The following is a 13,381-nucleotide window of genomic DNA, read 5'->3' as shown; positions in this document are numbered from 1 at the left end:
GTGGGAGAACGACTCATGACCGCTCTGGAGATCAGCAAACTGCGCAAGGCCTACGCCGACGACTACAGCGGCGAGGAGGTCACGGCCATCGACGACGTCTCCTTCGGCGTCCAACAGGGCGAGTTCGTGTCGGTCCTCGGCCCGAGCGGCTGCGGCAAGACGACGGTCCTGAACATCGTCGCCGGCTTCGTCGAGGCGAGCGGCGGCACGGTGTCCGTGGACGGCGCGCCCGTGCACGGCCCGGGACCCGACCGGGGCGTGGTGTTCCAGAGCCATGCGCTCTTCCCGTGGAAGACGGTGCTCGGCAATGTGTCCTTCGGTCCGCGCATGCGCGGGGTCCCGAAGGCCGAACGCGCCGCCCGTGCACGGGAGTTCCTCGACCTGGTCGGCCTCGGCGGCTTCGAGCACCGCTATCCGCACGAGCTGTCCGGCGGCATGCAGCAGCGGCTCGGCGTGGCCCGCGTGCTCGCCAACGAACCGGCGGTGATGCTCATGGACGAGCCGTTCGCCTCCATCGACGCGCAGACCCGGCGCAAGCTGCAAGAAGACCTCACCGGCATCTTCGAGTCCCGCCGCCCGACGGTCTTCTTCGTCACCCACGACGTCGACGAGGCGGTGTTCCTCTCCGACCGCGTCGTGGTGCTCTCCCGGCGCCCCAGCCGGGTCAGGGAGATCGTCGACGTGGAGCTGCCCCGACCCCGGCGCTGGGACACCGCGGTGGCCCTGCCGGAGTTCCGGGCCACGGTGAACCGGGTCAACGCGCTGCTGGCAGGGGAAGGAGCTGAGGACGGTGCCACCGACGTCGTCACTTCTCCGTAGAACCGCGAAGAGTCCCACGCTGCGCAAGATCGCGATCGTCGTTCTCCTTGTGATCGTCTACCAGGCGTGGCTGAGCGTGCAGGCCACCGGAAAGGTCGCCCCCGGAGTCGGCGAACTCCGCGATCCCCGGGGCAGGTTCGCCGTCGACGTCGAACTCGGCTTCAAGCCCGAGCGCTACCACATCCTGCAATTGCAGAAGCACGGCCGCATCGCCGGCACGGACGGCGACGTGGTGCATCTGCGCGGGGTGGCACCGGCCGGGGTGGACGCGCTGACCCGCGTGTACTGGATCGAGCACATCGAGGCACCGGCGGGGGCGCCGCGCTGAACTCGCCTGCCAATCAAGCGGGTTCACGGCTGCGCACGCTATTCGGAAACCGTATCGGCCCTCCTCTGAAAGGCGGTCCTGTCTGGTCCGTGGCACACGGGCGACGGTAGACGAGAGGCATGCTCCGTTCCGATCTGCGTCTCGAATGGCTCGTCTCCTTCCTCGGCGTCGTGGACACCGGCAGCTTCAGTGCGGCGGCCGAGCTGACCCACCGCTCCCAGCCGCGCGTGAGCATGCATGTCGCCGCCCTCGAACGGGAGGCGGGGGTGCCGCTGTTCGACCGTGACCGGCGTCCGGTGACACCCACCGACGCGGGCGCGGTCCTCGCCGAGCACGCGCGCGCCATCCTGCGCCGGCTCGCCGGGGCCGAGGCCGCGATGGCCGGGTACCGCGGCGCCGCGCGCGGCGTGGTGACGCTGGGCAGCTACCCGAGCGCCAGCGTGGCGTTCGTGCCGCAGCTCCTTGAACGCATGTCCCGTACGCGTCCCGCCATCAAAGTCGTCCTGGTCGAGCGGTCCACCCTGGAGCTCGACGCGGCGCTGGCCAGCGGCGAGGTGGACATCTGCCTGCGCCCGATGGCACCTCCACCGGGCCCTTCGGTGGAGTCTCGGCCGCTGTGGTGGGAGGGCCTGATCGCGGTCCACCCGCCCGACCATCTGCTGGCCGAACTGCCGGAGCCGCTGCCGCTCGCCGCGGTGGCCGCGCACCCCCTGATCACCATCGGCCGGCTCGGCTCGTCCGAGGCCATGGGCTTCGAGACGTACCGCGCCTTCAGCGAACGCGGCCTCGAACCCAACGCCGTACAGGCCACCAACCAGCCGCAGACCCTCATCTCGCTGGTCCGCAGCGGCCTCGGCATCGGTGTCACCAACCTCCTCGCCGTCGCCACCGCGGACACCTCCGGCGTCGTGGCCCGCAAACTCGACGTGCCCTGCGGGCGGAGGGTCGCGGTGCACTGGTCCACCACCCGGCCGCTCACCCCGCCCGCGCGCACGCTGCTGCGCGAGATCGAGGCTTCGGAGGCGCCGCCCGGCACGCGGGACCTGACGGGTGAGACAGGCGGCACAGGTGGCACCTCCCGCGGTTCATCCAAGTTGCGAATACCCGCATCAGCACGACGCGCTTAACGCCGGGCGGCGGCGTTCCTAGCGTGTGTCCAACACCGGTCAACGAGGCGGAAGTTGAGGGTTCGGATGCGTACTGACCCAGTCACACGTCGGGCGATGCTCGGGCGCAGCGCAGCGGCCGGCGGGGCGCTCGCGCTCGGCCCGCTGTTCGCGGGAGAGGCGGTGGCGGCCGACGGGGCCGCACCGAAGAGCAGCGCCGCACCGAAGAAGGGCGGCTACGAGCACATCGGCGTACGCCCCCTCATCAACGGCCGTGGCACCTACACCGTCCTGAGCGGTTCGCTGATCCTGCCGGAGGTGCGCGAGGCCATCGACGCGGCGTCCCGCCAGTACGTGCAGCTGGACGAGCTGGCCGACGGCGTCGGCAGACGGCTCGGCGAGCTGACAGGCGCCGAGTTCGGCATGGTCAGCTCCGGCTGCTCGGCCGCCCTGACCCACGCGTCCGCGGCCTGCACGGCGGGCGGCAACCCGGACCTGCACATCCAGATCCCCAACTTGAGCGGCTTCACCAAGACCGAGGCCGTCATCCCCAAGCACTCCCGGAACGTGTACGAGGCCGCCATCAGCGCCGTCGGCCTGAAGGTCGTCGAGGTGGCGACGCGCGAGGAGATGAAGGCGGCGCTCGGCCCGCAGACCGCGCTCGTGTACGTCTTCGCGATGCCACGGGTCGACGAGAGCGAGCTGGACCTGAAGACCATCGCCGAGCTCGCGCACGCGAAGGACGTGCCGGTCCTGGTCGACGCCGCCGCCGAGGTCCTCACCATCCCCAACGTCCATCTGGAGCGCGGCGCCGACCTCGTCGCGTACAGCGGCGGCAAGGCGCTGCGGGGACCGCAGTCGGCGGGCATCCTGCTCGGCCGGAAGGACCTGGTGCGCGCCGCGTGGGTGCACAGCGCGCCGCACCACGGCTACGCCCGCGGCTTCAAGGTCGGCAAGGAAGAGGTCATGGGCATGCTCGCGGCCGTCGAGATGTGGGTGCGCCGCGACCACAAGGCCGAGTACGCGAAGTGGACCTCATGGCTGAGGACCATCGCCAAGCGGGTCTCCGCCGCGGTCCCCGGTGTCACCTCCGAACTCGTCCAGCCGGAGGGCCTGTCCAACCGCACACCGACGCTCAACCTGTTCTGGGACGCGAAGAAGCGTGGCGTCGTCGGGCAGACGATCGTCGACGCCCTGTGGGAGGGCGAGCCGCGCATCGCCATCAACCCGGCGAGCAGCAAGGATCCGGCGCTCTCTGGCCTGGCCGTCACCCCGTACATGCTGGAACCCGGCGACGAGAAGACCATCGCCGACCACATCGTCAAGCGGCTCAAGAACCCGCCCCCGGCCCCCGCGAAGCCGAAGCCGCCCTCCGTCGACGCGAGCGGCACCTGGTCCCTGGAAATCACCTACGCGGCCGGTGCCTCCAGCGCGCACCAGCTGACGCTCAAGCAGGACGGCGCGAAACTCACCGGCACCCACCGCGGCGACTTCGTCTCGCGCTCCGCCACGGGCTCCGTAAGCGCCGACGAGGTGACGGTGAGCAGCTCGTACGGGGAGGAGCACGGCGACTCCCTCTCCTACACCTTCACCGGGAAGCTCACCGGCGACGCGATGAGCGGGAGCGTCGATCTGGGCGAGTACCTCAAGGGCAGTTGGAAGGCGACCCGTAAGACCTGAGCACTTGAGTACCTGAGCGCCTGAGCACTTGAGCACCTGAGCACCTGAGCACCTGAGCACCTGAAGAGCACCACCACCCCACCCGATCACCCCTTCATCGGAGGACGCGTGACCTCGAACCGACGGGACTTCATCCGCAGGGCTCCCGCAGTGGCGGCCGTCGCCGCCGTACCGGCCGTGGCGGGAGCGGGCACGGCCTCGGCGGCCGACGCCCAGCACGGCCGGCCGGGCAAGCCGCGCAAGGAGGTGCACTACCCGGACGGCGCGGAGCCGCCGGAGAACCCCCTGTTCAGCCCCATCGTCACGTACGGCTCGATGGTCTTCATCTCCGGTATCGGCGCCCACTTCGAGGGCGACATCCGCGCGCACACCGACCACGTGCTGAACGAGGTGGAGCGCTATCTGGAGTCCGTGGGCTCCTCGATGAAGAAGGTCCTCAAGATCAACGTCTATCTGAACACCCTCGACGACTACGACGGGATGAACGAGGTCTTTCTCGGCCGCTGGGGCCCGGAACCGGGCGTGCGCACCACGATCGCGGCGGCGGCCGGCATCCCGGGCGACTCGCTGGTCGAGATCGACTGCATCGCCGTCATCTGAGTCGGCTCACCGCACCGAACGACGAGGGAGGTTTCATGAACGTAGGACAGGACATAAGACAGCGGGCCCACTGGCTGGTGCTCCCGGCGGCGCTGACGCTGGTGCTCGGCGCGGCGACGGCGGGCGCCTCGACACCTTCGGCCCCTTCCGCCGAGAAGGCCGAGGCCTACGACCTGGTGATCGAGCGCGGCCATGTCATCGACCCGAAGAACCACGTGGACGCGGTCCGCGACGTCGCGGTCAAGGGCGGGAAGATCGCGAAGGTGGCGAGGGACATCGACGCCTCCGCCGCGAAACAGAAGGTCGACGCGGCGGGCCAGTACCTCACTCCCGGCCTCATCGATCTGCACGCCCACCTGTTCCCGGGCCCCGAGGACGACTACGCGAACGGCAAGAACGGGGTGTCGCCCGACGGCTTCACGTTCCGCACCGGTGTCACCACGGCGGTGGACGCGGGTTCCTCGGGAGCGGCGAACTTCGAACTGTTCAAGAAGAACATCATCGACCGGTCGCAGACCCGTGTCCTCGCGTTCCTCAACATCGTCGGCAAGGGCATGGGCGGCGCCAAGGTCGAGCAGGACGTCAGCGACATGAAGCCGGGGCCCGCGGCCGAGAAGGCGGCCGAGTACCCGGACACCGTCGTCGGCATCAAGACCGCGCACTACGAGGGCAAGGACTGGGCCGCCGTCGACAACGCGGTCGCGGCGGGCGACAAGGCGGACCTCCCCGTCATGGTCGACTTCGGCGCCAACCACCCCGAGCGGCCGATCGAGCAGCTCCTCGGCGAGAAGCTGCGCCCCGGCGACATCTACTCGCATGTGTATTCGGGCCTGCGCAACGAGCTGCTCGACAGCGGCAAGCTCAATTCGGGCCTGCACAAGGGCCGGGACCGCGGTGTGCTGTTCGACGTCGGGCACGGCGGCGGCAGCTTCAGCTGGGACGTGGCCGTCGAGGCGATGAAGGAGAGCTTCGCGCCCGACACCATCTCCACCGATCTGCACATCACCAGCATGAACGCGGGCATGAAGGACATGCCGAACATCATGGGCAAGTTCCTCACGCTCGGCATGCCACTGAAGGACGTGGTCGCGGCCTCCACCTGGAAGCCCGCGAAGGCCGTCGGCCGCTCCGACTTGGGCAATCTCTCGGTCGGCGCGCCGGCCGACCTGGCCCTGTTCTCCCTCGACAAGGGGAGGTTCGGCTACGTCGACAGCTTCGGCTACCGGATCGACGGCAGCCGCAAGCTCACCACTCAACTGACCGTCCGCGACGGCAAGGTGGTGTGGGACCTCAACGGAGAGTCCGCGCAGAAGTGGACGCCGGGCGCGAAGCGCGACACCGGGGAACACGAGCACTGAGCGACGAGCGCACGCACCGAGCGGGCCCCGGTCGAAGGCCGGGGCCCGCTCACCGCTGTGACCAGCATGCGGACAACCCCGGTGACCAGCATGCGGACAAGTGGACGAATCCCTTCCGGTGGCTGCATACGATTCTGCGACACACCTGTCACCCGCATCCGTGACACACCCGTCACCCGCAGCACACCAGCACCCCGGAAGGCCCCCGTGAGCACCACTTCCTCCCTGCCCTCACCCACGCCGGCGGAGGCGGCGTCCGGCCCCGTGCCGATCCGGTCCGCGGCCGACGTCTCCGACCTGGTCAACTCCGGCACGGCGCGCGGCAAGCACGCCCGGATGATCGTGATCATCGCGCTCGGCGGCATCTTCCTCGACGCGTACGACCTCAGCTCGCTCGCGTACGGGCTGCCGGACATCACGAAGCAGTTCGGCCTCAGCTCCACGATGGCCGGCGTGGTCACCGCGTCGATCAGCGTCGGCTCGCTGATCGGCGCGCTCGTCGGCGGCTGGCTCGTGGACCGAATAGGCCGCTACCGGGTCTTCATGGCCAACATGCTGTTCTTCGTCATCACGGCGCTGGTGTGCTCGGTCGCGCAGGACGCGTGGACGCTGATCGGCGCCCGCTTCGTGATGGGCATCGGCGTCGGCATGGACATCCCGGTCGCCATCGCGTTCCTCGCCGAGTTCTCCCGGCTGCGCGGCAAGGGCAGCAAGGGCTCGCGCACGGCCGCCTGGTCCCCCGCCTGGTACGCGGCGACCAGCGGCTGCTACCTGGTGATCATGGCGCTGTACTTCCTGCTGCCCGACGCCCACCTGGGCTGGCTGTGGCGCTTCACCGTCGGCTTCGGCGCGATCCCGGCGCTCGTGGTCCTGCTGCTGCGCCGCCGCTACATGAACGAGTCCCCGACCTGGGCCGCCGACCAGGGCGACCTGGAGGGCGCGGCGGGCATCCTGCGGCAGTCGTACGGTGTCGACGCGTACGTCCCCGATGACGTCGAGGGGAAGACGGAGCGCCCGCAGCGCCCCGGGCTCGCCTCCTACGCGCGCCTGTTCAAGGGCCCGTACCGCACCCGCACCATCCAGTCGGTGGCCGTCGGCCTCGCGGAGACCTTCGGCTACAACGCAGTCGCGTTCGGTCTGCCGATCATCATCGCCACGCTCATGACGCAGGGCCCGCTGACCACCATCGCGTCCTCCTTCACCCTGAACCTCGTCTTCGCCCTGACCGGCGGTCTGCTCGGCATCCGCTGGGCGTCGACGAAGGGCGCCTGGCCGATGATGTCGCTGGGCTTCGCGATCCAGCTCGTGGCGATCACGGTGCTCGCGCTCATCGGACAGCCTTCTGGGACGGCCGTCGTGACGGCGGGCATCCTCATGCTGGGCGCCTTCATGTTCGCCCAGGGATTCGGCCCCGGCGCACACATCATGAGCTACGCCTCGTTGGGCTTCCCGACCTCCATGCGCGGCGTCAGCATCGGCTTCAACCAGGCGGTGCTCCGCCTCGGTTCGACGCTCACGCTGTTCTTCTTCCCGATCCTCAGCACCGGCCTCGGTACCGGCGTGTACTGGGTGATTCTCGGCGCGCCCGTCCTCGGCCTGATCGCGCTGCTCGTGAAGCGCTGGGAGCCGGTGGGCTTCGACGCGGACGCGGAGGAGCGGGAGCTCAGTCTCCGGTCGACCTGAGGGGCACGGCGCCCACGCTGTGGCCGCGCCGGTCGAGGAGTCGGCCGGCGTGCTTCAGCGTGCGCAGCACCACCGCGCGCTCCGTGATGCGCAGGCCGAGGTCGGCGAGGCGGCGGTTGAGGAGTGCCTCCGTGGTGTGCACCTCGGCCAGTGTGCGCAGCCAGATGTCCAGGATGAGGTTGTGGGTGCCCGCGGTGATGCTGCACATGCGCAGGCCCGGCAGGGTGCGCAGGGCCTGCACGGCGGGGTCCAGGTTCTCGGCGGGCACGGACCCGAAGTAGACGGCGGACACGGGGAATTCCGTGAGCGGCCGGGCCAGCGTGCACCGCAGCGAGAGCCGCCCGCCCGCCGTCAGCACCCGCAGCCTGCGCCGGACCGTGGCGGTGCTCGCCCCGGTCGCGCGGGCCAGGCCTGACAGCGGCATCCGCCCGTCCGTGCCGAGCGCGTGCGCGATGCGCCGGTCGATGGGACGTATCGGCTCGTCGGGGACCGGGCTCTCGGCGTCCGCGTGCTCGGGCCGCAGCACCGCGCGCTGGCTCGGCGTGAGGCTCCGCAGCCGCCACTGCGCGCCCTCGAAGGGCACCGCCGTGATGACATGGATCCGGGTGCCGCGCACACCGGGCAGCCGGGAGATCCGCTCCCCGGTGTACCGGGCGAGGTCGTCGAACGACGAGGCGCCCACGATGGCCAGCAGATCGCGCCCGCCGGACGTCTGCTTGAGGCTGAGCATCCGGGAGTCCGCGGCGAGCGAGGTCAGCACGTCCTCCGGCAGATGCCCGCCGGTGTCGATCTCGACCTGCGCGTACACCGATCCCTCGTCGCGGTCGAGCGCGAGATACCCGTCGACCCAGGCGGCCCCGCTGCGCGCGAGCCGCTCCCAGCGCCGGGCGGCGGTGACGGGGTCGATGTCGAGGGCCTCGCCGATGAGCGTCCACGGGGCGCGGGTGTTGACCTGAAGGGCGTGCACGAGCGCGAAATCGAGCTCGTCGATCCGGGCGCGCTCCGCCGCGGAAGGTTCCGAATGCTGCGTGCTCACGGTGGCCGAAATCCTGCACAGATAGGTGGACCAGGTCGGGTTCCTGCGATTTTACGTGTTCGTCATCGCCGAATCCGACAGTGTTCGCTCATGAGTTCCCAACAGCTTTCCTCGCTCCGTATCACCGACGCCCGCCTGATCGACGGCACCGGCGCCGCGCCCGTCGAGAACGCCACGCTCGTCGTCGACGCCGAGGGCCTCATCGCCTACGCGGGGCCCGCCGCGACGGCGCCGGACGCCCTGCCCGGCGTAGCCACCATCGACGCCGGAGGCCGCACCCTGCTCCCCGGCTTCATCGACACCCACGTCCACCTCGGTGTCGAGTCCGCGCGCCAGATGGTGCGCCGTTACGAGCAGGACACCACGGTCGAGGTGTTCCGCACCGCGCAGCGGCTGCGCGCCACCCTCGACGCGGGTGTCACCACGGTCCGCGACCTGGGCGGCCTGCCCGCCGGCTACCGCACGGCCGTGGCCCAGGGACTCACCACGGGACCGCGCATCCACACGGCGGTCCGCATCCTCAGTCACACCGGCGGCCACGCCGACTTCGCCACCGAGTGCGGCTTCGACCCGAGCTCCGGGATGGGCGAGATCGCCGACACCCCGGACGAGGTGCGGCTCGCCGTGCGCAAGCTGCTGCGCGCGGGCGCCGATGTCATCAAGGTGTGTGCCACGGGCGGCATGTCGAGCCCCTACGACCACCCCGACGACGAGGGCCTGACCGAGGACGAAATCCGTACCGTCGTCGAGGAGTTGGCCCGGCACGGCGGCCGCCCGGTCGCCGCGCACGCGCAGGGCACGGCGGGCATCCTCAACGCGATCCGCGGCGGTGTCACCAGCGTCGAGCACGGCTACGGCATGTCGGCGCAGGCCCGTGAACTCGCGGGCGAGCGGGGCACGTTCGTCGTCCCGACGCTCTCCACGGTCTTCGACGGCATCGACAAGGCCACGATGGAGCCGTACCACTACGAGAAGAAGATCCGCTGGTCCGGCATCACCAAGGAGAACATCTCCGCGGCGATCGCCGAGGGCGTGAAGATCGCCATGGGCACGGACGCGGCGATGGTGCCGCACGGCCGCAACCTGCGCGAGCTCACCCACCTCGTGGCCCTCGGCATGACACCGCTGCAGGCGATCACCACCGGCACCCGCTCCGCCGCCGAACTCCTGGGCCTGGAAGCCGAGATCGGCACGCTGGAGGCGGGCAAGCGGGCCGACCTGGTGCTGTGCGAGGGCGACCCGCTCGCGGACATCGCGCTGCTCGCCGACCCGGCGAACGTCGTCCTCGTCGCGCAGGGCGGCACACTGCGCAAGAACGGACTCGGGACATGACGACACAGGCGCCGGCACCCGAGAAGGCCCCCACCAGACGGGGGTTCATCGACAAGGCCATGTCCGGCATCGAGCGGGTGGGCAACAAGCTGCCCCACCCGGTCCTCCTCTTCCTCGGTCTGTTCGTCCTCGTGGGCGCCGTCTCCACGGCGCTCGCGGCGGCGGGCGCGACGGTGCGCATACCCGGCGAGGACAAGACGGTCGCGGTGCAGGGGGTGTTCACCGGGGACGGCGTGGTCTGGCTCCTGGAGAACTTCATCCCCAACTTCACGGGCTTCCCGTCGCTCGGCACGGTGCTGCTGATGATGGCGGCGGTGGGCGTGGCCGAACGCACCGGACTCCTGGAGACGGTGGTCCGTGCCTCGATCTCCCGCGCCCCCGGGTGGCTCCTCCCCTACCTGGTCGCCTTCGTGGCGGCGCAGGCCCACTTGATGAGCGACGTGGCGATCCTGGTGATCCCGCCGCTGGCCGCGCTGGTGTTCAAGAACGCGGGCCGCAACCCGGTCGCGGGCCTGATCGGCGGCTTCGCCTGCGTGTGCGCGGGGTACGCGGCGGGCTTCACGATCGGCGCCCTCGACGCGCTGTACACGGGCATCACCCATCAGGCCGCGCAGGTCCTCCCGCAGGGCGGGGACGCCCCGACGCACATCCTGATCAACTACTTCTACACGGCCTCCGCGAGCGTCGTCCTCGCCCTCATCGGCGGCTTCCTCATCTCGCGGGTCCTGGAGCCGCGACTGCCGCAGCCGACCGCGGCCGATGACACCGACGGCGCGGGGAACGCGGTGACTACAGAGGTCACCGACCTCCAACGCCGCGGCATGCTCCGCGCGGGACTCGCGGTCCTCGCCTACGCCGCCGTGGTCATCACCTGCTGGCTGCTGCCCGGCTCCCCGCTGCGCGGCGAAGGCGGGGCGCTGGTCCCCTCCCCGGTCCTGGACGGCATCGTCCCGCTCCTCTTCCTGGCGTTCCTCCTGGCCGGCGCGGTCTACGGCCGTACGGTCAAGGCGGTGACGCGCTTCGAGGACGTGCCGCGCATGATGGCCGACGCGATCACGGGTATGTCCGCATACATCGTGCTCATCCTGGTCATCGCGCAGGTCATCGGCGTCTTCGACTGGTCGAACCTGGGCACGCTGCTGGCCGTGAAGGGCGCGGCGCTGCTCGAATCGGTGGGCCTGACGGGCTACTTGGGCCTGGTGGCCTTCGTCCTGCTGGTGTGTGTACTGAACCTGTTCATCACGTCGGGTTCGGCGCTGTGGTCCTTGGTGGCTCCGGTCTTCGTCCCGGCCTTCATGCTGCTCCACATGGAACCGGCGGTCACCCAGGCGGCGTTCCGCATCGGTGACTCGGCCACCCAGATGATCACGCCGCTGAACCCCTACGTCTTCCTACTCCTGACGGTCCTCAAACGCTACGAGCCGGAGGCCCAACTGGGCTCCCTGCTCTCGCGGTTGTCGGTTTTCGTGGTGCCGTTCCTCGTGGCGTGGCTGGCCGTGCTCGGCATCTTCTACGGCTTCGACATACCGCTGGGGCCGGGGGCGTCGATCAGCACGCCCTGACGTCGAGCCATCCCCCCTCCATACCAGCATGCGTACATTTTCTACACATGTACGTCACGGGCCATTCACGTGTCATATGCTCTCGGAGCTTCACCAGAACAACTGAGGGGGGAACCTCATGCGCTACCGCTACGCCCTGCCCGCCGTCTTCGCCGCCGCCGCGCTCGCCGCGGCCGTGACGCCCGCGCAGGCCGCCGAGTACACCTCGGCCCTGAAGATCCGGGGCGTTCAGTACAACGCCCCGGGCCCGGACTCCAACCGCTGCTCGGGCGGCAACACCAAGAACGAGTACCTGACCATCAAGAACTACTCGCGGACCGCGACGGTGAACCTCAAGGGGTACCTCGTGAAGGACGCCACGGGGAACCGCTTCAAGTTCACCGCGAGCCACTCCCTGCAGCCCGGTGACTACGTCAAGCTGCGCGGCGGCAACGGCAGCGACTCCGACGCGAAGAACGTCGTCTACCGCGACAACTGCAACTTCATGTGGAACAACGACAAGGACACCATCTACCTGTACAAGCCGTCGGGCCCCCGCTCCGACGTCCACTCGTACAAGGCGTCGACGAACGACCGGGACCGCAACGGGTACATCGCGTACCACGGCTGACCGGACCACGGCCCGCCACCCGTGGCACAGGGCCCGTCCACCGGTGAGGCACCGGTGGACGGGCCCGATGTCGCGTGAGACCTCGGGTCGGTTGAGGTCGGCCACCGCGAGCTAGCAGCTGCCGTCCGACACCTTCATGCCCTTGTTGGCGCCCGCCGTCTCGCCCACGACACTCGGCACGCAGGACGCGGAGTCGAGCTTGAAGGAGTACGGGATCGAGACCGTGGTGTTCGACACCGGGTTCGGTCCGGCCGGCTTGTAGTCGCTCTCGGCGGCCGACCAGGTCACGTTGTCGAAGGTGTTGCCACTGACCTGCCAGGACCCGGCGGCGGTCGTGTAGAACGTGCCGAGGACGTCCTTCGAGTCCTTGAAGTAGTTGTTGTCGACCTTGGCCTTGGCGCCCGCGCGGGAGTTGATGCCCGACTCGTTGAGGCTCACGTAGTAGTTGTTGTACATGTGCGCCGTGCCACCGCGCAGCAGGGGTGCGCGGGAGTCGATGTTCTCGTACAGGTTGTGGTGGAACGTGATGAAGCCGTTGGACAGCTCCGTCTCGCTGGAGCCGATGAGGCCACCACGGCCCGAGTTGCGCAGCGTGCTGTACGAGAGGGTGACGTACTTGGTGTCGTCCTTCATGTCGAAGAGGCCGTCGTAGCCCTCCGACTCCCCGCCCGAGGCACGCAGGTTCACATGGTCCACCCAGACGTTGCGGACATCGCTCTCCATGCCGATGGCGTCGCCGCCGTTGGAGGTGGGCGAGCCGGACTTCTTGACGTTCTGGACCGTCACGTTCTGGATGATGATGTTGCTGGACTCGCGGATGTGGATGCCGAGTTGGTCGAAGACCGCGCCGCTGCCGACACCCACGAGCGTGACGTTGCTGATCTGCTTGAGCTCGATCACACCGGCGGCCGTGTTGCAGCTGTCGCCCGACACCTTGCTGGTGTTGCCGTGGTTGATCGTGCCCTCGACCTCGATGGTGATCGGGGTGCTGTCGCTCGCGCGGTTGCACAGCGCCGCGTGGATCTGGGTCCCGGTGGTGGCCCGTACGGTCGTTCCGCCCGCGCCTCCGGTGGTTCCGCCGTTCTGCGTGGCGTAGCCGGTGGCGGTGCCGGTCACGGCCGCCGAGGCCTCGGACGTCGACGGCGTCATCGCGGCGGCTCCCGCGAGGGCGAGCGCGCCGATCCCGGCGGTGAGGCGGAGCGAGACGGATCTGGGTAACTTCATCGTCGTGGTTCCCTTCCGGTGCAGTGCAGGTGCAGCACAGCGC

The 13,381-nt window shown here is 69.6% G+C and carries 11 protein-coding genes and 1 pseudogene; 10 read left to right on the top strand and 2 right to left on the bottom strand.

Features of this window, described 5'->3' with window-relative positions; genetic code table 11:
- Window positions 1–15: 15 nt before the first annotated feature.
- From OG746_RS17580 to OG746_RS17550, 7 genes are all read left to right on the top strand, one after another.
- Window positions 16–819 carry an ABC transporter ATP-binding protein gene (locus OG746_RS17580; RefSeq protein WP_266715559.1) on the top strand — a complete coding sequence of 268 codons (804 nt, stop codon included), beginning with the start codon at window positions 16–18 and terminating at the stop codon, window positions 817–819.
- On the top strand, window positions 791–1,147 hold the full coding sequence (locus OG746_RS17575; RefSeq protein WP_266715558.1) for a hypothetical protein: 357 nt from the start codon (window positions 791–793) through the stop codon (window positions 1,145–1,147). Before OG746_RS17580 ends, OG746_RS17575 begins: the two co-directional genes overlap by 29 nt.
- A gap of 119 nt (window positions 1,148–1,266) precedes the next feature.
- A complete protein-coding gene (locus OG746_RS17570) occupies window positions 1,267–2,274 on the top strand; it encodes a LysR family transcriptional regulator (protein WP_266715557.1) in 1,008 nt (335 codons plus the stop codon).
- A 66-nt stretch (window positions 2,275–2,340) separates the two neighbouring features.
- Window positions 2,341–3,933 carry an aminotransferase class V-fold PLP-dependent enzyme gene (locus OG746_RS17565; RefSeq protein ID WP_266715556.1) on the top strand — a complete coding sequence of 531 codons (1,593 nt, stop codon included), beginning with the start codon at window positions 2,341–2,343 and terminating at the stop codon, window positions 3,931–3,933.
- A gap of 108 nt (window positions 3,934–4,041) precedes the next feature.
- Window positions 4,042–4,533: a RidA family protein gene (locus OG746_RS17560; protein ID WP_266715555.1), complete on the top strand. Its 492-nt coding sequence runs from the start codon at window positions 4,042–4,044 to the stop codon at window positions 4,531–4,533.
- Between the two features lie 35 nt (window positions 4,534–4,568).
- On the top strand, window positions 4,569–5,891 hold the full coding sequence (locus tag OG746_RS17555; protein WP_266715554.1) for an amidohydrolase/deacetylase family metallohydrolase: 1,323 nt from the start codon (window positions 4,569–4,571) through the stop codon (window positions 5,889–5,891).
- A 207-nt stretch (window positions 5,892–6,098) separates the two neighbouring features.
- Entirely contained in the window at window positions 6,099–7,574 is a 1,476-nt protein-coding gene (locus OG746_RS17550; RefSeq protein WP_266715553.1) for an MFS transporter, read from the top strand.
- Here OG746_RS17550 and OG746_RS17545 read toward each other — a convergent pair.
- Window positions 7,555–8,610, bottom strand: a complete 1,056-nt coding sequence (locus tag OG746_RS17545; protein ID WP_266715552.1) for an Lrp/AsnC family transcriptional regulator — start codon at window positions 8,608–8,610, stop codon at window positions 7,555–7,557. The two genes, OG746_RS17550 and OG746_RS17545, sit on opposite strands and share 20 nt — an antisense overlap.
- A gap of 90 nt (window positions 8,611–8,700) precedes the next feature.
- On the opposite strand from OG746_RS17545, the gene OG746_RS17540 reads away from it, so the two are divergent.
- The 3 genes from OG746_RS17540 (at window position 8,701) to OG746_RS17530 (ending at window position 12,114) form a co-directional block, all read left to right on the top strand.
- Window positions 8,701–9,942, top strand: a complete 1,242-nt coding sequence (locus OG746_RS17540; RefSeq protein ID WP_266715551.1) for a metal-dependent hydrolase family protein — start codon at window positions 8,701–8,703, stop codon at window positions 9,940–9,942.
- Entirely contained in the window at window positions 9,939–11,504 is a 1,566-nt protein-coding gene (locus OG746_RS17535) for an AbgT family transporter (protein WP_266715550.1), read from the top strand. The genes OG746_RS17540 and OG746_RS17535 overlap by 4 nt, the downstream gene beginning before the upstream one ends.
- A gap of 118 nt (window positions 11,505–11,622) precedes the next feature.
- Complete coding sequence (locus tag OG746_RS17530) at window positions 11,623–12,114, top strand: lamin tail domain-containing protein (RefSeq protein WP_266715549.1); 492 nt, start codon at window positions 11,623–11,625, stop codon at window positions 12,112–12,114.
- A 114-nt stretch (window positions 12,115–12,228) separates the two neighbouring features.
- Here the strand turns inward: OG746_RS17530 and OG746_RS17525 are convergent.
- Window positions 12,229–13,338, bottom strand: a pseudogene (locus OG746_RS17525) (pectate lyase family protein); the annotation flags it as partial.
- Window positions 13,339–13,381 lie beyond the last annotated feature (43 nt).

This window comes from Streptomyces sp. NBC_01016, assembly GCF_026341035.1.
Classification (GTDB): domain Bacteria; phylum Actinomycetota; class Actinomycetes; order Streptomycetales; family Streptomycetaceae; genus Streptomyces.
This window is presented reverse-complemented; position numbering and strand designations above follow the sequence as displayed.

What these genes read in the sequence shown, in the direction of transcription:
- OG746_RS17580 (WP_266715559.1), top strand. Translation starts at nt 16, where the DNA reads ATGACCGCTCTGGAGATCAGCAAACTGCGCAAGGCCTACGCCGACGAC.
- OG746_RS17535 (WP_266715550.1), top strand. Translation starts at nt 9,939, where the DNA reads ATGACGACACAGGCGCCGGCACCCGAGAAGGCCCCCACCAGACGGGGG.
- OG746_RS17570 (WP_266715557.1), top strand. Translation starts at nt 1,267, where the DNA reads ATGCTCCGTTCCGATCTGCGTCTCGAATGGCTCGTCTCCTTCCTCGGC.
- OG746_RS17530 (WP_266715549.1), top strand. Translation starts at nt 11,623, where the DNA reads ATGCGCTACCGCTACGCCCTGCCCGCCGTCTTCGCCGCCGCCGCGCTC.
- OG746_RS17555 (WP_266715554.1), top strand. Translation starts at nt 4,569, where the DNA reads ATGAACGTAGGACAGGACATAAGACAGCGGGCCCACTGGCTGGTGCTC.
- OG746_RS17565 (WP_266715556.1), top strand. Translation starts at nt 2,341, where the DNA reads ATGCGTACTGACCCAGTCACACGTCGGGCGATGCTCGGGCGCAGCGCA.
- OG746_RS17540 (WP_266715551.1), top strand. Translation starts at nt 8,701, where the DNA reads ATGAGTTCCCAACAGCTTTCCTCGCTCCGTATCACCGACGCCCGCCTG.